Annotated in this window: 19 protein-coding genes; 5 read left to right on the plus strand and 14 right to left on the minus strand. The window is 60.7% G+C overall.

Annotated elements, in window-relative coordinates:
• Positions 1 to 498: 498 nt before the first annotated feature.
• Positions 499 to 3,567 carry an efflux RND transporter permease subunit gene (locus KVG85_RS15025; RefSeq protein WP_217864249.1) on the minus strand — a complete coding sequence of 1,023 codons (3,069 nt, stop codon included), beginning with the start codon at positions 3,565 to 3,567 and terminating at the stop codon, positions 499 to 501.
• Between the two features lie 6 nt (positions 3,568 to 3,573).
• The gene (locus KVG85_RS15030) at positions 3,574 to 4,674 is read right to left on the minus strand and encodes an efflux RND transporter periplasmic adaptor subunit (RefSeq protein ID WP_041478148.1); all 1,101 of its coding nucleotides are present in this window, start codon (positions 4,672 to 4,674) and stop codon (positions 3,574 to 3,576) included.
• 94 nt (positions 4,675 to 4,768) lie between these two features.
• Here KVG85_RS15030 and KVG85_RS15035 point away from each other — a divergent pair, with 94 nt between their 5' ends.
• Positions 4,769 to 5,404 carry a TetR/AcrR family transcriptional regulator gene (locus KVG85_RS15035; RefSeq protein WP_217864250.1) on the plus strand — a complete coding sequence of 212 codons (636 nt, stop codon included), beginning with the start codon at positions 4,769 to 4,771 and terminating at the stop codon, positions 5,402 to 5,404.
• 107 nt (positions 5,405 to 5,511) lie between these two features.
• On the opposite strand, the gene KVG85_RS15040 is transcribed toward KVG85_RS15035, so the two are convergent.
• Positions 5,512 to 6,294, minus strand: a complete 783-nt coding sequence (locus KVG85_RS15040) for a class I SAM-dependent methyltransferase (RefSeq protein ID WP_225926676.1) — start codon at positions 6,292 to 6,294, stop codon at positions 5,512 to 5,514.
• Between the two features lie 92 nt (positions 6,295 to 6,386).
• Between KVG85_RS15040 and KVG85_RS15045 the strand changes: the two genes are divergently transcribed.
• The gene (locus KVG85_RS15045) at positions 6,387 to 7,007 is read left to right on the plus strand and encodes a hypothetical protein (RefSeq protein WP_016770666.1); all 621 of its coding nucleotides are present in this window, start codon (positions 6,387 to 6,389) and stop codon (positions 7,005 to 7,007) included.
• A gap of 3 nt (positions 7,008 to 7,010) precedes the next feature.
• Here the strand turns inward: KVG85_RS15045 and KVG85_RS15050 are convergent, their stop codons facing one another.
• From KVG85_RS15050 to ppc, 7 genes are all read right to left on the minus strand, one after another.
• The gene (locus KVG85_RS15050) at positions 7,011 to 7,703 is read right to left on the minus strand and encodes an extensin-like domain-containing protein (RefSeq protein ID WP_217864251.1); all 693 of its coding nucleotides are present in this window, start codon (positions 7,701 to 7,703) and stop codon (positions 7,011 to 7,013) included.
• 2 nt (positions 7,704 to 7,705) lie between these two features.
• A complete protein-coding gene (locus tag KVG85_RS15055) occupies positions 7,706 to 8,542 on the minus strand; it encodes an isocitrate lyase/PEP mutase family protein (RefSeq protein ID WP_217864252.1) in 837 nt (278 codons plus the stop codon).
• Between the two features lie 30 nt (positions 8,543 to 8,572).
• Positions 8,573 to 9,433: a DUF72 domain-containing protein gene (locus tag KVG85_RS15060; protein WP_039762423.1), complete on the minus strand. Its 861-nt coding sequence runs from the start codon at positions 9,431 to 9,433 to the stop codon at positions 8,573 to 8,575.
• On the minus strand, positions 9,433 to 9,741 hold the full coding sequence (locus tag KVG85_RS15065; protein ID WP_217864253.1) for a hypothetical protein: 309 nt from the start codon (positions 9,739 to 9,741) through the stop codon (positions 9,433 to 9,435). The genes KVG85_RS15060 and KVG85_RS15065 overlap by 1 nt, the downstream gene beginning before the upstream one ends.
• A gap of 257 nt (positions 9,742 to 9,998) precedes the next feature.
• Entirely contained in the window at positions 9,999 to 10,673 is a 675-nt protein-coding gene (gene tsaB, locus KVG85_RS15070) for a tRNA (adenosine(37)-N6)-threonylcarbamoyltransferase complex dimerization subunit type 1 TsaB (RefSeq protein WP_217864254.1), read from the minus strand.
• A gap of 95 nt (positions 10,674 to 10,768) precedes the next feature.
• The gene (gene adk / locus KVG85_RS15075) at positions 10,769 to 11,419 is read right to left on the minus strand and encodes an adenylate kinase (protein ID WP_217864255.1); all 651 of its coding nucleotides are present in this window, start codon (positions 11,417 to 11,419) and stop codon (positions 10,769 to 10,771) included.
• Between the two features lie 300 nt (positions 11,420 to 11,719).
• On the minus strand, positions 11,720 to 14,350 hold the full coding sequence (gene ppc / locus KVG85_RS15080; RefSeq protein ID WP_217864256.1) for a phosphoenolpyruvate carboxylase: 2,631 nt from the start codon (positions 14,348 to 14,350) through the stop codon (positions 11,720 to 11,722).
• Between the two features lie 213 nt (positions 14,351 to 14,563).
• On the opposite strand from ppc, the gene KVG85_RS15085 reads away from it, so the two are divergent.
• The 3 genes from KVG85_RS15085 (at position 14,564) to lptF (ending at position 16,536) form a co-directional block, all read left to right on the plus strand.
• The gene (locus KVG85_RS15085) at positions 14,564 to 14,908 is read left to right on the plus strand and encodes a hypothetical protein (RefSeq protein WP_016771500.1); all 345 of its coding nucleotides are present in this window, start codon (positions 14,564 to 14,566) and stop codon (positions 14,906 to 14,908) included.
• Positions 14,909 to 15,287: 379 nt separating this feature from the next.
• Positions 15,288 to 15,692, plus strand: coding sequence for a DUF4398 domain-containing protein (locus KVG85_RS15090; protein WP_024011747.1), 405 nt, complete (start codon positions 15,288 to 15,290; stop codon positions 15,690 to 15,692).
• A 55-nt stretch (positions 15,693 to 15,747) separates the two neighbouring features.
• Positions 15,748 to 16,536: a lipotoxin F family OmpA-related lipoprotein LptF gene (gene lptF / locus KVG85_RS15095; protein ID WP_024011746.1), complete on the plus strand. Its 789-nt coding sequence runs from the start codon at positions 15,748 to 15,750 to the stop codon at positions 16,534 to 16,536.
• A gap of 235 nt (positions 16,537 to 16,771) precedes the next feature.
• Here the strand turns inward: lptF and KVG85_RS15100 are convergent, their stop codons facing one another.
• From KVG85_RS15100 to KVG85_RS15115, 4 genes are all read right to left on the minus strand, one after another.
• Complete coding sequence (locus KVG85_RS15100; RefSeq protein WP_217864257.1) at positions 16,772 to 17,101, minus strand: PA3694 family proteiin; 330 nt, start codon at positions 17,099 to 17,101, stop codon at positions 16,772 to 16,774.
• Positions 17,098 to 18,003: an alpha/beta hydrolase gene (locus tag KVG85_RS15105; protein ID WP_122505655.1), complete on the minus strand. Its 906-nt coding sequence runs from the start codon at positions 18,001 to 18,003 to the stop codon at positions 17,098 to 17,100. The genes KVG85_RS15100 and KVG85_RS15105 overlap by 4 nt, the downstream gene beginning before the upstream one ends.
• Positions 18,004 to 18,155: 152 nt before the next feature.
• Positions 18,156 to 19,406, minus strand: a complete 1,251-nt coding sequence (locus KVG85_RS15110) for a flavohemoglobin expression-modulating QEGLA motif protein (RefSeq protein ID WP_166554750.1) — start codon at positions 19,404 to 19,406, stop codon at positions 18,156 to 18,158.
• A 195-nt stretch (positions 19,407 to 19,601) separates the two neighbouring features.
• Entirely contained in the window at positions 19,602 to 20,315 is a 714-nt protein-coding gene (locus KVG85_RS15115) for a TetR/AcrR family transcriptional regulator (RefSeq protein WP_016771505.1), read from the minus strand.
• Between the last annotated feature and the right edge of the window lie 5 nt (positions 20,316 to 20,320).

A 20,320-nucleotide genomic window follows, 5' to 3' on the forward strand; every position in this document is an offset into this window, starting at 1 on the left:
TTCTGAAAAAGCTGTAGGAAGGCAGCGTGAATTGGCGATTCGAAATGAATTGGCTGTCAGACCGCCTTCGCGAGCAGGCTCAATTCCACAGAAAAGCAAAGCAGCACAGCTGCCCGCGGCGAAGCCGCCCCACTCAACAATGAGCGCAAGCTCGAGTGCTCTTGATCTTGCTTTTGATCCACCGGCGACGTCGGAAGGCTGAGTGGAGGAATTGATCCGGGCGTGGGAGCGCAGCGACCGTCTGGCGCAGCCAGACACAGCGCAAGGAGGTGCAGCGAAGCAAACCGTAGCCGCTGCGCCCGGATCGATCCCGCAGCGAAGGAACCCGAGCCTGCGAGGGCCGAACGCAGGAGCAAGCCTTTTTGGGTACTTTTTCGGCGTCTGGAAAAAGTGCCTCGCCGTAAGGGCGAAACCGCCAGCCGCCACACCCACAGCAACGGATATACACCCAAAACCCCCAAGTCATGGTCGGCCCGAAGGCCGCCACGACACAAAAACTCAAGCCTCCTTACGCACCCGAAACCAGGCCGCATACAACGCCGGCAAAAACAACAGCGTCAGCGCAGTCGCAACTATCAACCCGCCCATGATCGCCACCGCCATCGGCCCGAAAAACACACTGCGCGACAGCGGAATCATCGCCAGCACCGCCGCCAGCGCCGTCAACACAATCGGCCGGAAGCGCCGAACCGTAGCCTCGATAATCGCCTGCCAAGGCTTAAGCCCCGAAGCAATATCCTGCTCGATCTGATCGACCAGAATCACCGAATTGCGCATGATCATCCCGGACAACGCGATGGTCCCAAGCATCGCCACAAACCCGAACGGCTGCCGGAACACCATCAGAAACAGGGTCACCCCGATCAAGCCCAACGGCGCCGTCAGAAACACCATCGCCGTGCGCGAGAAACTGCGCAACTGCACCATCAGCAAGGTCAGCACCACGACAATGAACATCGGCACCCCGGCATTCACCGACTTCTGCCCGCGCTCGGAATCCTCCACCGTGCCGCCGACATCCAGCAGATAACCATCGGGCAACTCAGCGCGAATCGGGTCCAGCGTCGGCATGATCTGCTTCACCAGCGTCGCCGGTTGCTCCTTGCCATAAATGTCAGCGCGTACGGTCACGTTCGGCAGGCGGTTGCGGTGCCAGATGATGCCTTCCTCGAAGCCGTATTCCAGCGTGGCAATCTGCGACAACGCCACACTGCGACCGTTATCGGTCGGCACCGCCAGGCTCGGCAACAACGACAATTCAGTGCGCTCGTGCACGGTGCCGCGCAGCAGAATCTCGATCAATTCGTTGTCTTCGCGGTACTGGCTGACCGTCGAGCCGATCAGCGAACTCTGCAGGAATTTCGCCAGATTGGCCGTGCTCACACCGAGAGCGCGGGCGCGATCCTGATCGATGTTCAGATAAACAACTTTGCTCGGTTCTTCCCAATCCAGGTGCACGTTGACCACATGCGGATTCTCGCGAACCTTTGCTGCCACCTTGCGCGCCAATGCACGGACTTCTTCGATGTGTTCACCGGTAACGCGGAACTGCACCGGATAGCCAACCGGCGGCCCGTTTTCCAAGCGAGTGACCCGCGAACGCAGGGCCGGGAATTGTTCGTTGAGGGTTTCGATCAACCAGCTGCGCAGCGCTTCACGCTCTTCAATGGTTTTCGCCAACACCACGAACTGGGCAAAACTCGCCGCCGGCAGTTGCTGATCCAGCGGCAGATAAAAGCGTGGCGAACCGGTGCCGACGTAGGCCACGTAATTATCGATGCCGGCGTGCTCCTTGAGCAGCGCTTCGAGGCGTTTGACTTCACTGGTGGTATTGGCCAGCGAAACACCTTCGGCCAGTTTCAGATCGACCATCAACTCCAGCCGGTTCGAAGCCGGGAAGAACTGCTGCGGGACGAAACGGAACAACATCACCGAGGCGATAAACAGGCCCACGGTGAGCACGATCACCGTCTTGCGATGGGCCACGCACCACTCCACCAGACGCCGGACGCGCTGATAGAACGGCGTCGCATACGGATCCGGTTGACCATCGCCAGTGCCGTGTTTTGCCGCGTGAATTTTCGCCAGATCCGGCAGGAGTTTTTCCCCCAGATACGGCACGAACATCACCGCCGCGACCCATGAGGCGAGCAAGGCAATGGTCACTACCTGGAAAATCGAACGGGTGTATTCGCCGGTGCCGGACTGCGCAGTGGCAATCGGCAGGAAGCCGGCGGCGGTGATCAGCGTGCCGGTGAGCATCGGGAATGCGGTGCTGGTCCAGGCGTAACTCGCCGCGCGAATGCGATCGAAGCCCTGCTCCATTTTGATTGCCATCATTTCCACGGCAATGATCGCGTCATCCACCAACAAGCCCAGCGCCAGCACCAGCGCACCGAGGGAAATCTTGTGCAGGCCGATGCCGAGGTAATACATGCAAGCGAAGGTCATCGCCAGCACCAGCGGAATGGTCAGCGCGACGACCATGCCGGTGCGCACACCGAGGGAAAAGAAGCTCACCAGCAAGACGATCGCCAGCGCTTCGACCAACACCTGAACGAACTCGCCGACGCCGGTTTTTACCGCTGCCGGCTGATCGGACACCTTGCGCAACTGCATGCCGGCCGGGAGGTTTTTCTGGATCCGCGAGAACTCGCCCTCCAGCGCCTTGCCCAGCACCAGAATGTCGCCGCCGTCCTTCATCGCCACGGCCAGACCGATCGCATCGTCGCCCATGAAACGCATGCGCGGCGCCGGTGGGTCGCTGAAACCGCGACGCACATCGGCAATATCGGAGATACGGAACGTACGATCGGCGACGCGGATCGGAAAGTTCTTTATCTCATCGACTGTCTGAAAATTCCCCGAGACGCGTAGCTGCAAGCGCTCGCTGCCGGTTTCGAAGAACCCCGCCGTGGATACCGCGTTCTGTTCCTCCAACGCCTGCTGCACCGCCGCCAGCGGCAAGCCAAGGGTGGCGAGCTTGACGTTGGACAGCTCGACCCAGATTTTCTCGTCCTGCAACCCAAGCAGTTCGACCTTGCCGACGTCCTTGACCCGTTGCAGCTGAATCTGGATGCGGTCGGCGTAATCCTTGAGCACGGCGTAGTCGAAGCCATCGCCGGTCAGCGCGTAGATATTGCCGAAGGTGGTGCCGAACTCATCGTTGAAAAACGGCCCCTGAATTCCCGGCGGCAAGGTCTGGCGGATATCGCCGACCTTCTTGCGCAACTGATACCAGAGATCGGGGATTTGCTTGGAGTGCATCGAGTCGCGGGCGATGAAGGTCACCTGGGATTCACCGGGGCGGGAGAACGACATGATGCGTTCGTACTCGCCGGTTTCCATCAGTTTCTTTTCGATCCGTTCAGTAACCTGGCGCGAGACTTCCTGCGCGGTCGCACCGGGCCAGCGAGTCTGGATGACCATGGCCTTGAAAGTGAACGGCGGGTCTTCGCTCTGGCCGAGTTTGGTGTAGGACAACGCGCCGACAACGGCGAGCAAAAGCATCAGGAACAGTACGATCTGGCGATTACGCAACGCCCATTCTGAGAGGTTGAAGCGCATTGGGGCTTACTCCTTGTTCGCCAGATTGACCACACGGTTGGAGCGATCCACCGGCCGCACCTGCTGGCCGTCGAGCAATACGTGAACGCCGGCAGCCACCACCCAGTCGCTGGCATTCAGGCCCTCGAGCACCGCCACGCTTTTCTCGCCGAACGGACCGACCCGCACCGGGGTTTTCTTCAACGTGTTGTTGCCGTTGACCACCCAGACGTAAGTCGCGCCGTTTTCAGCGGTCAGCGCGGAAAGCGGTATCGACAGCGAGACACTGTCAGCCGATTGCACAAACACCCGGGCGCTCTGCCCCAGTTCAGCCGGCACTTTGCCGCTGGTGAACGAGATACGCGCGGCAAAAGTGCGCGAGCGCGGATCGGCGGACGGCGACAACTCGCGGATCTGCCCGGCAAACCGCTGATTCTGCTGTGCCCACAATTCCACGGTCACTGGCTGACCGACCTTGAAGCGGCCGAAGCTTTGCTCCGGCAGGCTGATCAACACTTCGCGCTCACCATCGGTGGCGAGGGTGAACACGGTTTGCCCGGCAGCGACCACCTGCCCGACTTCCACCGAACGCTTGGCCACCACGCCATCCTGTGGCGCACGCAGCACCGCGTAACTGGCCTGGTTGGTCGAAACGTTGAATTCAGCTTTGATTTGTTTAAGGCGGGCTTCGCCGGAGCGATATAGATTTTCGGCGTTGTCGTAGGCCGAGCGGCTGACCATCTGCCGATCCATCAGGGTTTTGTAGCGATCTCGTTCGGCGCGGACCAGGTTCAGATTGGCCTCGGCGGCGGCGACCTGCGCGCGGGTGGCTTCCAGTTGCAGGCGCACATCCTGCGGATCGAGTTCGGCCAAGGGCTGATCGGCTTTGACGCGCTGGCCTTCGTCGACCAGTCGTCGGCTGACTTTGCCGCCAATGCGGAACGCCAGATCAGGCTCATAGCGGGCTCGCACCTCGCCCGGATAACTTTCCATCGCCTGCGCCGAAGGCTCGGGCTGTACCACCATGGCCGGGCGTACGGTGACTTTGGTCACCTCTTCCTGACCGCACGCCGATAACAGGAACGCCAGACTGACTGGCACGGCAAAGGACAACGCATGGCGGAACATGGTGACGGACCTTTCGCGAATGAGGCTTGGAATATTTATACTGGCGGGTATGGTATTAATAGCAAACTCACCAGTCCAGTATTAAAAGCGAAGAATGTCGAACAATCTTTCAGTTCCAAACGGCCCAGGTCGCCCCAAGGATCTGGCCAAGCGCCAGGCGATCCTGGATGCGGCGAAAACCCTGTTTCTCTGCCATGGCTACGCCAACACCAGCATGGACGCGGTGGCCAGCGAGGCCGGCGTGTCGAAGCTGACGGTCTACAGCCATTTCAACGACAAGGAGACGCTGTTCTCCGCTGCCGTCGTCGCGAAATGCGAGGAACAATTGCCACCGCTGTTCTTCGAATTGCCGGACGGCATCGCGGTGGAAAATGTATTGCTGAACATTGCCCGAGGCTTCCACCAACTGATCAACAGCGATGAATCGGTGAACCTGCACCGTCTGATCATGGCGCTGGGCAGTCAGGACCCGAAGTTGTCGCTGATCTTTTTCGAGGCCGGCCCCGAGCGCGTGGTCAACGGCATGGAAGGTCTGCTGACGAAAATCCATGCGACCGGCGCGCTGAGCATTGACCAGCCACGAAATGCCGCCGAGCATTTCTTCTGCCTGATCAAAGGCGCGGGGAATTTCCGTTTGTTGTACGGCTGCGGCGAGCCGCTGACCGGAGAGGCAGCGGAACGGCATGTGCTGGAGGTGGTGGGGTTGTTTATGCGGGCGTACAAACCCTGACAGTTTTGCGGTGCTTGTGCAGACCGCTTCGCGAGCGGGCTCGCTCCCACACTGGAATGCATTTCAACTGTGGGAGCGAGCCTGCTCGCGAATGGCGCGACACGGTCTCAGGGCTTCAGCGCTTTTTTGGGATAAATGTCATACCGGCTCGATTTGCCATCCAGCGCATGGCTCGGTTTCGGCCCTTCGATGCACGGCGCCTTGCGCGGGCGTTTGACCACCACCCGGTGCGTGGCCAGCGCCAGCGCGGCTTCAAGCAGGGCCGGGGCATCCGGGTCATCGCCCACCAGCGGGCGGAACAGGCGCATCTCTTTTTTCACCAGCGCGGTTTTCTCGCGATGCGGGAACATCGGGTCGAGGTAAATCACCTGCGGCGGCTCCCCTTCCCAACTGCGCATCACTTCGATGGAGTTGCCCTTGAGCAATTTCATCCGCGCCACGATCGGCGCTACATCGAAATCTTCTGCCGCCCGGGCCAAGCCGTCCTCAAGCAGTGCGCCGATCAGCGGCTGGCGCTCGATCAGGCTCATTTCACAACCGAGACTGGCCAGTACAAATGCATCCTTGCCCAGCCCCGCCGTAGCATCGAGCACACGCGGGCGCACGCCTTGGGCGATGCCGACAGCCTTGGCAATCATCTGCCCGCTGCCGCCGCCATACAAACGACGATGCGCCGCACCGCCCTCGACAAAGTCGACCCGCACCGGCCCCGGGGCGTCCGGGCCAAGCTGCTGCAACTGCAAACCCTGCTCGCCGACCTGCAAGGCGAACTCACCGTCGGCCTCGCCGAGCGGCAGGCCGAGACGTTCGGCCCAGTGTGCGGCTTGCGTTTGAAACGCAGGGGCGACGGCCTGGACATGGATGCGGCAGGCCGCGGGTGACTCGATCATGAAAAAACGCTCAAAAAAGTTAAGGATCGACAAAAACCGCCGATAAACCATTCAACGCGCATTTTGCCAGAGCTGAGCGTCAACCGAAAAAAATGTCAGGCATTCTTCCCACATCGATTGGCTACGTTTCGCCCCATGGCGACTTCAGCCGTCATAACACTCAAGCACTGAGCGGCGTCAGTCACCTGTGGCAGGATTTCTTTGCCCAGGCCCTGGCCGAACAGACGAGTGAAGTGGTGCCTGCCTGTGGCACGTTTCCACCGGTTGACCTGAACAGCCCGGAAGAACCGACCGTTGGCAGCGAGCTGCACGCGCACATCGTCAGCCAGCGTGAGTGCGACGTGGTCGAAACCCAGGTTCGCCCGCCGGAGCCACTGTTCCTGCCGATCGCCGAGTTCGAAATGGAGCTGCTGGACAAGCCGTTCCCACCGTTCCCGCCAGAAGAACTCAAGGCTCAGCAAGAGCAACAGGATTTCGACAGCAGCTGGGTACGCCCGATTGTGATCAACAATGGCCAGCCACTGCCAGAGCCAGGCCCTGCTCCGCAGAAACGTCCGCTGTACCTGCCGATTGCCGAGTTCGACCTGGACTTGCTGCAGAAGCCTTACCCGCCGTTCCCTCCGGAAGAAATCGTCGAGCAACAGAAAGCCCTGGACTTCGATAATGGCTGGGCTCGCCCGATCGTTCTGCAGAACCTGCGCCTCGCCGCCTGATCCTCAACGACACACGCTCCAGCGCCCGACATCGACATGAAAGTGATTGCGATGAGCGGCGTTGTAGTCCGGACTCAACACCACACTGAATGACTCACAGGCGCCGTCACGCAGCTGGCGCAAAAACTCTGCGTCCTGGTTTTGCTTGGGCCAATCCTTGAGCACGCTGATCGTGCGCCCGTCAGACAGGCGGAAACCGGCGATGTCCAGCGCATCGGCACTCGCATGTCGGCTAAGGGCACCGCTCTCACGGTTGTAGACATTGCGACAGGCGAAGCTGCCGAGGTGATCGACCCGCGCCACTTTCTGCCCATAAAGCGATTGCGCCGCCGGATGCAGGGTGTGGTGTTCAAACATTGCGTAGGCCACCGCCAGCGGGCAACTGGCGATGAAACTGCTGCTCAGCGCCACTTCACCGCCCTGCACCCGCAGAGCACCGATCAGCGGACACTTGGCGCCCGGGCTGTCGGCCTGGGGGCTGACGCGCAGATCCGAGCTGCTCAGCGCCTGTGCGCAAAGCTCGGGATCACTGCGCAGGCGCATGAGTTTGTAACCGGTCAGCCAGTTGGGCGCGGCCTTTATGTCCAATGGCGCCCACGGGTTCCACTGCGGCGGCACCTCCAGCCAGCCGCGCCAGACACTCACTGCTGCGCCACCCATCGCGAGCAACATCCCCCAGAACAGCCAACGTCCCATGCTCAGTCCTTGAAGAATTGATTGGCCCTGGCATACGGCATCGACTGTGACGTGAAGCCAAAGCTGCCGGATTGCTGGATTTCTTCAGCTGCGCGGAAGAACTCGCCGAACGCCGCCAGCGCCAGTGCCGAGCCGGTGCTGATGCGGCGTACGCCCAGTTCCTCGAGCTGTTGCACGGTCAGTTTCAAACCGCCAGACATCAGCACATTGACCGGTTTCGGCGCCACCGCTTGCACCACTGCACGCACTTCTTCGGCGCTGCGCAAACCCGGTGCATAGAGCACGTCGGCACCCGCCGCGGCAAATGCCTGCAAACGGCGAATGGTGTCGTCGAGATCGGGATTACCGTGCAGGTAATTTTCCGCGCGGGCCGTGAGAATGAAGGGAAACGGCAGGGTACGCACCGCCGCGACGGCAACTTCAATCCGCGCCACGGCGTGTTCGAAGCAATAGATCGGCGCGCCCGGGCGCCCGGTCGCGTCCTCGATCGACCCGCCCACCGCGCCCGCCTCGGCGGCGTGCAGAAGGCTCTGCGCAGACTCCAGCGGATCATCGGCAAAGCCGTTTTCCAGATCCACCGCCACCGGCAGATCCGTCGCCGCGACAATCGCGCGGACATTGGCCAGGGTCTCGTCGAGACTCAGTGCGCCATCAACCTTGCCCTGGGAAAACGCGTAACCGGCGCTGGTGGTGGCCAAGGCCTGATAGCCAAGACTGGCGAGCATCTTTGCCGAGCCGGCATCCCACGGATTGGGGATGACGAAGCTCCCCTGGCGATCATGCAGGGCCTTGAAGGCTTGGGCTTTGAGGAGTTGCTGCTGACTGACTTGGACGTTCATCGACGGGCTCCCGGGCAGAAAAAACCCACCTCAGAGCAAGCCAAGCTGCTCGGCGGCGGGTTCTCTGTATAGCTCAGGCAGCGCGGGCAAGCCAGGCAAACGTTGCATCAGTTGTGCGTGAAAACGTTGCGCCAGTTTCGCTGCCAACAGGTTGTCGGCGGTATGCAGAAAGACGTAGGGCGTGCGGCCCTCTTCGATCCATTCAGCGACTTTCGCCAACCACGGCACAAGAAACGCATCGTTGGCCTCAAGCTCGGGATGGCCGATGAAACGCACCTGCGGAAACTGCGTGAACGCCGCCGGACGGGTCGGTACACGCGGCTTTTTCGACTGCGCGTGGATCACCGAGGACTCGGTCGACAAGCAACTGAACAGCGCGCGCGGGTCGAGACAGATGCGCTCGACACCGCGATCCAGCAACAGACGATTGAGCAGACGCTCGCTCTCGCCCTTGGCGAAGAACTGTTCATTGCGCACCTCGACCGCAAGCGGGCAATCCAGCGCATCTATAAACGCCGCGAGCTCCGGCAGACGCTGCGGCGTGAAGCTTTTCGACAGTTGCAGCCATAGTGGCGAAACACGTTCGCCTAACGGCTTGAGTAATTGCAGGAAGGTTTCGGCAGCGGTCAGTTGCTCGCGCAAGTCGCCGCTGTGGCTGATGTCGCCGGGGAATTTGGCAGTGAAGCGAAAGTGCGCCGGCATGATCTCGGCCCAGCGCTGCACAGTGGCTGGCGACGGACTGGCGTAGAAGGTGGTGTTGCCTTCGACGGCGTTGAACACCTGGCAGTAGAGAGCGAGAAAGTCGGAGGTTTTTGCGTCTACCGGATACAGATACTCGCGCCAGGCATTTTCGCTCCAGGACGGGCAACCGAGGTAGTAAGGCAGATCCATCAGATATACAGATCGAGGCCCAGCACGTCTGCGTCCCAATCGACAAAACCGGCGGTGCTCAGGTAGCTGGCCAGGGCCATGGCTACGCTCTTCTTCATCGCGCGGTGGTAAATCATGTCTTGCTGACGGGCAGGCAGGTTGCTCAGGCGTTGCGCGGTGCCTTGAGCGGCACGAGCGGCCATCTGCTCTTCACTCGGGAATTCCAGCTCGCCGTCGATGATGTCGACGGACTCATCCAGCGCCGCATTGCCTTTACGCGGCTTGCGCTTGATGGGGTAGGACTGAGTGGAAACGCCGTCTATACGCATAATGTCATGCTCGGTATCGATGATGGCAATTTAGCGGCACTTGACCGACTTAGCAAACCGCCGAGTGATAACTAGAACACATAAAGCGCAAAAGGTTTTAAGCGAGGGGGCAGAAACTGACGATTGGCGATATTTGTATGTGACCGCGTACCTGTGGGAGCGAGCCTGCTCGCGAAGGGTGCAGCACATTCAACAAATGCATTGACTGACCAGAAGCCTTCGCGAGCAGGCTCGCTCCCACAGGAGAAAGTGTCGTATCAGCGGGCTTTCGGGGTGGCGACTTTATCGCGCAGGTAGACCGGTTGCGCATCGTCGGCGGGGATCGCCTCACCGCGCTCCCAGGCGAAACGCGCCAAGGTCAACAGGTCTTCGGCGTGGGGCAGCATGCCGGCGTCGGAGCCGCTCAGATTGACCGCGATGCGCTCACCATAACCCCAACCGGTACCGGCACCGAACCAGTCACCTGTGGCATCGGCCGGTAGCGCAGCCACCTCCGGCGGCAGCACCGCTTCGGCACCAACCAGACGCATCTCCCCCAACGTCTCGCGGTAGCAGCCCCAATACACCTCATCCATCCGCGCATCGATCGCAGCCGCGACCTGGCTTACACCCTGCTCACGAAAGGCACGCTGGGCGAGCACGGCAAGGTTGGATACCGGCAACACTGGACGATCCAGAGCAAAGGCCAAACCCTGCACCACACCAATGGCAATGCGCACGCCGGTAAACGCGCCCGGGCCACGGCCGAAAGCAATCGCGTCGACCGCTTGCAGCGTGGTGCCGGCATCGGCGAGCAATTGCTGGATCATCGGCAGCAGCTTCTGCGCGTGCAGGCGCGGGATCACCTCGTAATGGCTCGTCACCTTGCCGTCATGCAGCAAGGCAACGGAGCAAGCTTCAGTCGCGGTGTCCAGGGCCAGCAAGGTGCTCATCGATGTTTCCAAAACAGGGGTGGGGAAAAAAGTGCGTCAGTATAAACAACTACGGCCCGCAAGCGGGCCGTGGATGATGCAGCCGATCAGACTTTTCAGCTCAGCGCGGCCAGTACCTTGGCGGTGATCGCATCGACCGAACCCACGCCTGGAATGTGGCTGTACTTCGGCTTGCCACCATTGGCGGCAGACAGCTTCTGGTAGAACTCCACCAGCGGCTTGGTCTGCGAATGGTAGACCGACAGACGATGACGCACGGTTTCTTCGGTGTCGTCCTTGCGCTGCACCAGCTCTTCGCCGGTGATGTCGTCCTTGCCAGCCAGTTTCGGCGGGTTGTAGACAATGTGGTAAACGCGGCCGCTGGCTTCGTGAACACGGCGACCGGCGATGCGCTGGACGATTTCTTCGTCTTCAACAGCGATTTCAACCACAGCGTCCAGCTCGACACCGGCAGTGACCAGCGCTTCAGCCTGCGGAATGGTGCGCGGGAAGCCGTCGAACAGGAAACCGTTGGCGCAATCAGGTTGAGCGATGCGGTCCTTGACCAGCGCGATGATCAGGTCATCCGACACCAGGCCGCCGGCATCCATGATGCTCTTGGCTTGCACGCCCAGTGGAGTGCCAGCCTTGACCGCAGCACGCAGCATGTCGCCGGTGGAGATTTGCGGAATGCCGAATTTCTCGGTGATGAACTTTGCCTGAGTACCTTTACCGGCCCCGGGAGCTCCCAGCAGAATGACGCGCATCGATGTGCTCCTCAATTTTTTATATAAAAGCTTTACAAAACAAAGGATTCGCTCGTAACAGGCGGATCCTGAAAATACGGGTCGTGGCCGCACAAACGGCCAAAGGCTGATCAAGATACACAGCAGGCTGCGCCCACACAAGACGCCAAAAGTCGGAGAAACCGACGCCCGCCGTGACCTCGCGACGCGGTAACCCAAGTCGCAACCCAAACATTAACTGTCGCCTGGCGGCACTTTCCTACGCCAGGAGAAGCGGCATCCGGCCCTTGTCGCGAATGCCGCCAGAGGTGCTCAGCAACCTTAGCCGGTATTGCGCAATCCGGCGGCAATCCCTGCTACAGACACCAGCAGCGCCTGTTCCACCGGGCTGCCCTGCTCGACATCCTGCTGCCGCGAACGCGCCAACAGCTCGGCCTGCAATAGATGCAGCGGGTCGAGGTAGGTGTTGCGCAAGCGGATGAATTCGAGGGTGTCGGGGCTGTGCGCCAGCAGCTGCGACTGCCCGGTCAGGCCCAGTACCACCGAGCATGCCTGCGACAATAGGTCGCGTAACTGCGCGCCCAACGGCAGCAGATCGGCTTCGACCAAACGTTCGTCATAGGACTGCGCGATATCCGCGTCGGCCTTGGCCAAGACCATTTCCAGCATGTCGATACGAGTGCGGAAGAACGGCCACTGTTCGCGCATCTGCCCCAGCAGCTCACCTTCGCCGCGCTCCAGCGCTTTGCTCAGCGCAGTCTCCCAACCCAGCCAGGCCGGCAGCATCAATCGGGTTTGGGTCCAGCCGAAAATCCACGGGATCGCCCGCAGGCTTTCGATACCGCCCGCACGGCGTTTGGCCGGGCGACTGCCGAGCGGCAAACGTCCGAGTTCCTGCTCCGGGGTCGACTGACGGAAGTACTCAACGAATTGCGAATTTTCCCGCACCACCTGGCGGTAAGCGCTGACACCGTCCGCCGCCAATTCGTCCATCAGATGGCGCCATTCCGGAGTCGGCGGCGGCGGTGGCAGCAAGGTCGCTTCGAGCACGGCGGCCAGATACAGATTGAGGTTTTGCTCGGCGATATCCGGCAGGCCGAATTTGAAACGAATCATTTCGCCCTGTTCGGTCGTACGGAAACGCCCAGCCACCGAACCCGGCGGCTGCGACAGAATCGCCGCGTGCGCCGGACCGCCGCCACGGCCAACGGTGCCGCCACGACCGTGGAACAGCAGCAGTTCGACTTGCTGCTCACGGCAGATTTCCACCAGTCGTTCCTGCGCCCGATATTGGGCCCACGCCGCAGCGGTGGTGCCGGCATCCTTGGCCGAGTCGGAATAGCCGATCATCACTTCCTGCGGGCCGTGCAAACGCGCGCGATAGCCAGGCAACAGCAGCAGACGTTCCATCACCGGCCCGGCGTTGTCGAGGTCGGCGAGGGTTTCGAACAGCGGCACCACGCGCATCGGCCGCAGTACACCGGATTCCTTGAGCAGCAGTTGCACCGCGAGCACATCGGAAGCGGCGCCGGCCATGGAAATCACGTAGGAGCCCAGCGAAGCAGCAGGCGCGGCAGCGATTTCCTTGCAGGTGTTAAGCACTTCGGCGGTGTCCGCCGACGGTTTGAAATGCGCGGGCAGCAACGGTCGACGGTTGCTCAGCTCCTCGGTGAGGAAGTTGATGCGCTGTTCTTCATCCCAATCTTCGTAGCGGCCGAGGCCGAGGTAATCGGTGATTTCCGTCATCGCCGAGCTGTGCCGGGTCGAATCCTGACGCACATCGAGGCGCACCAGAAACAGGCCGAACGTCACCGCCCTACGCAGGCAATCGAGCAACGGCCCGTCGGCGATGACGCCCATGCCGCACTCGTGCAGGGAGTTGAAACACAACTGCAACGGCTCGAGCAGGTCGCGATTGTCGTGCAGCACATCGGCGGTGGCCGGGGTCGGCGCGGTCAACGCGGCATGCGCCCAGTTGCGTGTGGCGCGCAGGCGTTCGCGCAGTTGCTTGAGCACCGCGCGATACGGTTCGGCACTGTCGCCAGCCTTGGCCTTCAGCGCGTCGCTGGCCTGCTGCATCGACAGTTCGGCAGCAAGGTGATCGACATCGCGCAGATACAAGTCAGCGGCCATCCAGCGCGCCAGCAGCAAGACTTCGCGAGTGACGGCGGCGGTGACATTGGGGTTGCCGTCACGGTCGCCGCCCATCCATGAGGCGAAGCGGATCGGCGCGGCTTCCAGCGGCAAGCGCAGACCCGTGGCGGCGAACAGCGCCTGATCGGCCTTGCGCATATGGTTGGGGATTGCCTGCCACAACGAATGCTCGATCACCGCAAAGCCCCATTTGGCTTCATCGACCGGGGTCGGGCGGGTGCGGCGGATTTCTTCGGTGTGCCAGGCTTCGGCGATCAGCCGTTGCAGTTTGCTCTGGATCTGCTCGCGCTCGGCGCTGGTCAGGTCGCGATGGTCCTGCGCGGCCAGTTGCGCGGCGATCGCGTCGTACTTCTGGATCAACGTGCGTCGCGCCACTTCGGTCGGGTGCGCGGTCAGCACCAGTTCGATTTCCAGGCGCGCCAGTTGCCGGGCCAGAGATTCGGCGCTGTGCCCTTCACTGCGCAGGCGCGCGAGCAGTTCCGGCAATACCCGCGATTCGAACGGCGCCGGTTGCGACTCCTCGCGGCGATGGATCAATTGATATTGCTCGGCGATGTTGGCCAGGTTGAGAAACTGGTTGAAGGCCCGCGCGACCGGAAGCAATTCGTCTTCACTCAATTGATTGAGGCTGGCGCTCAGTTCAGCGTCCATCGAGCCGCGCCGGTCGGCCTTGGCGCCCTTGCGAATCTGCTCGATCTTGTCGAGGAACGCCTCGCCGTACTGGTCTCGAATGGTGTTGCCCAACAGCTCTCCGAGCAGGTGAACATCTTCGCGCAAGCGTGCATCAATATCGGTCATCAGCAGTTCTCCAGCGGTAATCGGGGACAGCGCAGAAACGAATGCTTTGCCAGAGAGTGCCGCTCTGCGCCGCTTCTTACAAGCAGGCGACGAATTGACTTTAAACCTTGCCGGCGAAAGCTAGTCTCAACAGTAAGCCGTACGACGGCCCGCCGCCGGCGCTGCCGGACACTCACCCAGGCCTGCCACCAGCAGGCGCTAAATGAGGTCATCATGAAAATTCGTGAACTCGCCCAGCATTGGGAAGAAAACGCCAAAGGTCGCCTGACCGACACCGGCTACACGATTCATCTGGACGTCGAGGCCGCCGCGCGCCTGGCGGCAATTGCCGAGATGTATCCCAAACGTCATCCCGAGGAACTGCTCGGCGAACTGATCGGCGCCGCGCTTGAGGAGTTCGAAGCGAGCCTGCCGTATGTGAAGGGTTCGACGGTGGTGGCGACGGACGAGGAAGGTGATCCGTTGTACGAGGATGTCGGCCCGACGCCGCGTTTTCTGGCGTTGTCGCGCCGGCATTTGCATGATTTGTCCTCGGCTGAGAACAAGCAGAAGCACTGATCCGACACACATCACAAATGTGGGAGCGAGCCTGCTCGCGAATGCGGATTTTCATCCAGCATTTGCGCTGGCTGACACATCGCATTCGCGAGCAGGCTCGCTCCCACATAGGCTGTATTCCAGTTCGAAAATTGGTTTATCAACGGACAAATCTACACCCGCGCGTACCGCTCCAAAGCCCCAAAGTTCCCGTCCCAGAGCCTTGTCCAAACGGTCAATTTAATTTTTGGCGATAGGCCATCTTTTCTGAACTTTTCAAAAATGCCGCCGGTCGGAACAGGTAACCACGCCTGGAACGAGCGTTTCAATTCGCGTCTACAAGCGATGCTTTCGCCTCCTCTGCCAGGATGGATTCAGTTGTATTTTCAGGAGATGCCTAATGGAGTTGAAGACCATGAAAACCCAAACCTCGTTTTCCCACCTGCGCGGTCTGAAACTGGCCGCTCTGGCCATCGGCACCAGCTTCGTACTGGCCGGTTGCGCCGGTAATCCACCGACCGAGCAGTACGCCGTGACCCAATCGGCTGTGAACAGCGCCGTCAGCGCTGGCGGTACCGAGTTCGCTGCGGTGGAAATGAAGCAGGCTCAGGACAAACTGAAACAAGCTGAAATCGCCATGCACGACAAGAAGTATGACGAGGCCCGTCGCCTGTCCGAACAGGCTGAATGGGACGCTCGCGTCGCTGAACGCAAGGCTCAGGCCGCCAAGGCCGAACAGGCTGTGAAGGATTCCCAGAAAGGTGTTCAGGAACTGCGTCAGGAAAGCCAGCGCACTGTGCAGTAAGCGCGCATCCCGACCGCAAAGCTGAAACTCTTACCGATAGAAAGGACGACAAATTATGCGTAAGCAACTGATGATTCCCGCTCTTCTGGCCGCAAGCGTTGCACTGGCTGCCTGCTCCACCCCGCCTAACCCGAACCTGGAACAGGCGCGCACCAACTACGCCGGCCTGCAGGCCAACCCACAGGCGAGCAAAGTCGCGGCACTGGAAACCAAAGACGCCAGCGATTACCTGGACAAGGCCGACAAGGCTTATCTGGACAAGGAAGACGCAGCCAAGGTTGACCAACTGGCTTACCTGACCAACCAGCGCGTCGAAGTGGCCAAGCAGACCATCGCTCTGCGCACCGCTGAAAACAACCTGAAAAACGCCGCAGCCCAACGTGCCCAGGCCCGTCTGGATGCCCGTGACCAGCAGATCAAACAGCTGCAGGACAGCCTCAACGCCAAGCAGACCGATCGCGGTACGCTGGTGACTTTCGGTGACGTGCTGTTCGCCACCAACAAGGCTGATCTGAAGTCCAGCGGCCTGGTGAACATCAACAAACTGGCGCAATTCCTTCAGGAAAACCCGGACCGCAAAGTGATCGTCGAGGGTTACACCGACAGCACCGGCACCGCGAGCTACAACCAGTCGCTGTCCGAGCGCCGCGCAACTTCCGTGCAGATGGCCCTGATCAAGATGGGCGTAGATCCTTCGCGCATCGTCGCTCAGGGTTATGGCAAGGAGTACCCGGTAGCGGATAACGGCAGCGTCTCGGGCCGTGCAATGAACCGTCGTGTGGAAGTGACCATTTCCAACGACAACCAGCCAGTAGCACCGCGTTCTTCGGTGAGCTCGAACTAAGCTTCACCCGGTAACGCAAAAGCCCCGCCTGACTTGATCAGGCGGGGCTTTTTTGTGGGAGCAGACATCGTAGCCCCTCACCCCAGCCCTCTCCCAAGGGAGAGGGAGCCGATCTGTGTCGCTTTCAAAACTTGTGTTCGGCGCAATGGATCAGGTCGACGTAGCTTAAACAAACACCTCGGTCAGTCCCCTCTACCTCTGGGAGAGGGTTAGGGTGAGGGCTGAACCTGCAGAATTACTCCTCCAGCTCCTGCGGGGTCTCTTCACCCATACACCGCACGGCTTTCTTCTGCGCATTAACCAGCACCCCGGTCAGGCCTTTCTGTTCGGTATCGAACAACACCAGCACGCCATCGATGCACTGCGCCACTTGCGGCGCGGGTGTCAGCGAGACTTTGTAGTCCTCGCCCGGCACGGTCTTGAGCATGGTGAATTCGCTGAGCAGCAACGCATCCTCCGGCTTGGCAAAATGCAGGTAGCCGTAGTACCACAGCGCCCCGACGGTGCCGAGGATGCTGCAGATACCGGTGATGATCAGCGGGATGGCATTACGTTCTTCAGTCATTGCGGGGTCTCATCTTCGGAATTCGGGGGCGGCGGATAGTTGGGGATTTCGCCGAGGCGGCGCAGGCCGTCGAAGTGTTCGGGGTCGTCGAGATAGCGCAGCATGACCTGACGCCACACCGGGTCGCCGAAGGTTTGCACATGACCGCCACGGGTCAGTTGCAACACACGCGGCGGCGGCGCTGCCTGATACAGGCGAATGCCGTTGGCCATCGGCACCAGCGGATCGTCGATGCTGTGGAAGATCAGCTTGGGCACGCCGGTCAACTGCGCCATCGAGTTGATCGCGCTGTCGCCATCCGGCACCAGCCACGACAGCGGCACTTGCAATGGCCAGGTCAGCCACGAAGTGCTGAGGGCGAATTGGCCGACGCTGCGATAACTGGCCGGCACCCCATCCAGCACCAGGGCCTTGAGTTGTTTTTGCCGCTGCGGGTGCTGCGCAAGCCAATGCACCGACATCGCGCCGCCGAGGCTTTGCCCGAGCAGCACCAGCGGTTTGCCTTTGACCTCGGGCGCGTTGTCGAGCCAGGCGAAGGCCGCATCGATATCCTGATAGATCGCCGGCAGGCTCGGCTTGCCTTCTGACAAACCGTAGCCGCGATAGTCGACCAGCAGCACCTGATAGCCGTTCTTCGGCAACCACCAGCTCCCGCCCAGATGCATCGGCAGATTGCCGCCGTTGCCGTGCAGATGCAGGACCGTGCCTTTGACCTCGACGCCAGGTTTGGCCGGCAGCCACCAGGCGTTGAGCTTCAAGCCATCGGCGGTGGTCAGGGTGACGGTGCGGTATTCGAGTTTGGCTTTGTCCGGGGTGAAGATCTGGCCCGGTTCCGGGTAGAACAGCAGCGAACTGCAACCACCGAGGGTCAAGAGCAGGCAAAGGATGCCGAGGATTCTCATCCGGTGAAACCTCGCAAAGAAGAGAACTGAACACAAATCAAACCTGTGGGAGCGAGCCTACTCGCGAAAGCGGTGTATCAGCCGACATCAATGTTGAAGGTGAAATCGCATTCGCGAGCAGGCTCGCTCCCACAAGGGGTTCGGTGGTGGGTCTAGAGGATATTGGAGTAATCCGCCTCAATCCGGTCCAGGCTCAAATGGTTGAGGAAGTTGGAGAAACACATCCACGCCGACAACGCATTCAGATCCCGGAACTGATCAGGTAGATATTTGGGCGGCACCACCAGTCCTTCGTCCACCAGTTGCCGCAAGGTCCGCATGTCTTCCAGTGTGGTCTTGCCACAGAACAACAACGGAATCTGCTCAAGCTTGCCCTTGCGCACGGCCAACTGAATGTAGTTGTAAACCATGATGAAGCCCTTGAGATAGGACAAGTCTTTGGTGAATGGCAGACCGGTGGGCGTCGAGCCACGGAACACCCGGCTGGCATTGCCGTAGCTTTCGGCCATCTCGAAACCCTGCTCGCGGAAAAATTCGTAGATCTGCAAAAAGTCCGCGCCCTCCTCGACCATATGAATCGCACGGGTGCGGTTGGTCAGTTTGCGCAGGCGACTCGGGTAAGAGGCGAAGGTGATGATTTCCATCAGGATCGCCAGGCCTTCTTGGGTCACCGTGGACGAGGGCGGGCCTTTCGACAGGAACGTGCAGATCGGCTGGTTCAACCCGTTGAGCGTGGTGCCGACGTGCACCAGACCTTCATGGACCTCCAATGCACGGACGTCGCGGTCGTTGAACAGCGCGTCGGTGCGAATCTTGATGTAGTCGGCGCCCGCCGCGGCGTCGGCGACGATGCCGTCGGACTCGAACACGCGAATCGTCTCTTCGGCCTCACCGAATACCTTGTTCAGTCGGGTTTGCAGCAGGTGCACCGCGTCTTTGGCGGTGAGGATCTTCGGCTCGTCCTTCAGATCGCCGCGTCCGTCGATGTTGTTCAGGTAGTCGGACATCATCAGGCCGAGATCGGCGAGGGTCGGGTCACCGGCGTGAAAGGCATCGGACGCCGCGCCGTACAGCTCTTGCGAGATCAGACCGAAATCCTCGGTGCCGCGCGCTTCGAGCATGCGCACCACCATGCGGTATTCCTTGCACATGCGCCGCATGATCTGCCCGACCGGGTTGAACTGGCCGAGCTGGCGGGTGATGTCACGCTCGATGTTCTGGAATTCCAGTTTGACCTGGCTCGAATCGAACGACAGCGGGCGGTTGAGGTAGTAGTCGCGATCCACCGCCGGCATTTCCTTGCCCTTGGCCTTGAGGAAGCCCTTGCGCACGTTGTCGTCCCACTTGACCGCATCGAGCACGCGGATCGGCGTCTGCGCCAGCACAATGCGATCGGACAACATGCGTATCGTCTGCTGGTAATCGTCCACCCGAAACTCCTGTAGAAAACGTGACGCTTTGAATGACTGGGCGCGGGCTCCCTGTAGGAGCTGCCGAAGGCTGCGATCTTTTGACCTTGGTCTTCTAAAAGCAGATCAAAAGATCGCAGCCTTCGGCAGCTCCTACAGGGGGATCGGCGTCAGACGGACGACATTGTGTTACACCGATGCCAATACAAGGTGCATATACCGCGTCAGAATCCCGAGCATGTCCTCTTCGGCCAATGGCTCGGCGTCGTTGAGCAGGCCCTGATATTCCATCCGGCCGATAATCGCCGTCAACACCTTGGCATCCTGCTGCGGTTCACGCGAGCCCAGTACCTGGAACAACTGGCAGGTGCCCTGCAACAGAATCTGCTGATGCGAGCGCACCAGAATGGCCAGACGCGGATTGAGCAGCGCTTCCTGACGGAACGCCTGTTCGGCCATCAGATGCTCGCGCCGGTTGATCAATTGCCGGTGCACGTAATCGGCCATCAGCCGCGCAATATCATCGGCCAATTGCGAGCGCGACTCCGGGCTGCCGTCGGCGCTGACCACCATTTCGCGCAACAGACCCTCGTTATTGATCCACAACTTGGCCATGTACGCCGCGCTGCGCTCCACGTATTGGGCGAAGGTATCGGTGAGCAGGTCATCGATGTCCTTGAAGTAATACGTGGTCGCCGACAGCGGCACGCCGGCCTCCGCCGCGACCGCACGATGGCGCACGGCACGTACGCCGTCGCGCACGACAATGCGCATCGCGGCGTCGAGAATGTCCTGGCGACGCTGCTCACTGCCCTGTCGGCTGGCCTTGCGGCCCTGGTACTGAACACTTTCAGCGACCGCAGTGGCGATACCCGCTGCACCTTCTTGAGCTAATGCACCCATCACGA

This window comes from Pseudomonas triticicola (assembly GCF_019145375.1).
GTDB lineage: Bacteria > Pseudomonadota > Gammaproteobacteria > Pseudomonadales > Pseudomonadaceae > Aquipseudomonas > Aquipseudomonas triticicola.

Bases quoted from the DNA above. Each gene is read 5' to 3' on its own strand.
- KVG85_RS15045 (WP_016770666.1), top strand. From the start codon at position 6,387: ATGTCAGGCATTCTTCCCACATCGATTGGCTACGTTTCGCCCCATGGC.
- KVG85_RS15035 (WP_217864250.1), top strand. From the start codon at position 4,769: ATGTCGAACAATCTTTCAGTTCCAAACGGCCCAGGTCGCCCCAAGGAT.
- KVG85_RS15065 (WP_217864253.1), bottom strand. From the start codon at position 9,741: ATGCGTATAGACGGCGTTTCCACTCAGTCCTACCCCATCAAGCGCAAG.
- KVG85_RS15025 (WP_217864249.1), bottom strand. From the start codon at position 3,567: ATGCGCTTCAACCTCTCAGAATGGGCGTTGCGTAATCGCCAGATCGTA.
- KVG85_RS15030 (WP_041478148.1), bottom strand. From the start codon at position 4,674: ATGTTCCGCCATGCGTTGTCCTTTGCCGTGCCAGTCAGTCTGGCGTTC.
- KVG85_RS15055 (WP_217864252.1), bottom strand. From the start codon at position 8,542: ATGAACGTCCAAGTCAGTCAGCAGCAACTCCTCAAAGCCCAAGCCTTC.
- tsaB (WP_217864254.1), bottom strand. From the start codon at position 10,673: ATGAGCACCTTGCTGGCCCTGGACACCGCGACTGAAGCTTGCTCCGTT.
- lptF (WP_024011746.1), top strand. From the start codon at position 15,748: ATGCGTAAGCAACTGATGATTCCCGCTCTTCTGGCCGCAAGCGTTGCA.
- KVG85_RS15105 (WP_122505655.1), bottom strand. From the start codon at position 18,003: ATGAGAATCCTCGGCATCCTTTGCCTGCTCTTGACCCTCGGTGGTTGC.
- KVG85_RS15060 (WP_039762423.1), bottom strand. From the start codon at position 9,433: ATGGATCTGCCTTACTACCTCGGTTGCCCGTCCTGGAGCGAAAATGCC.
- KVG85_RS15090 (WP_024011747.1), top strand. From the start codon at position 15,288: ATGGAGTTGAAGACCATGAAAACCCAAACCTCGTTTTCCCACCTGCGC.
- adk (WP_217864255.1), bottom strand. From the start codon at position 11,419: ATGCGCGTCATTCTGCTGGGAGCTCCCGGGGCCGGTAAAGGTACTCAG.
- KVG85_RS15050 (WP_217864251.1), bottom strand. From the start codon at position 7,703: ATGGGACGTTGGCTGTTCTGGGGGATGTTGCTCGCGATGGGTGGCGCA.
- KVG85_RS15115 (WP_016771505.1), bottom strand. From the start codon at position 20,315: ATGGGTGCATTAGCTCAAGAAGGTGCAGCGGGTATCGCCACTGCGGTC.
- ppc (WP_217864256.1), bottom strand. From the start codon at position 14,350: ATGACCGATATTGATGCACGCTTGCGCGAAGATGTTCACCTGCTCGGA.
- KVG85_RS15110 (WP_166554750.1), bottom strand. From the start codon at position 19,406: ATGTTGTCCGATCGCATTGTGCTGGCGCAGACGCCGATCCGCGTGCTC.
- KVG85_RS15100 (WP_217864257.1), bottom strand. From the start codon at position 17,101: ATGACTGAAGAACGTAATGCCATCCCGCTGATCATCACCGGTATCTGC.
- KVG85_RS15085 (WP_016771500.1), top strand. From the start codon at position 14,564: ATGAAAATTCGTGAACTCGCCCAGCATTGGGAAGAAAACGCCAAAGGT.
- KVG85_RS15040 (WP_225926676.1), bottom strand. From the start codon at position 6,294: ATGATCGAGTCACCCGCGGCCTGCCGCATCCATGTCCAGGCCGTCGCC.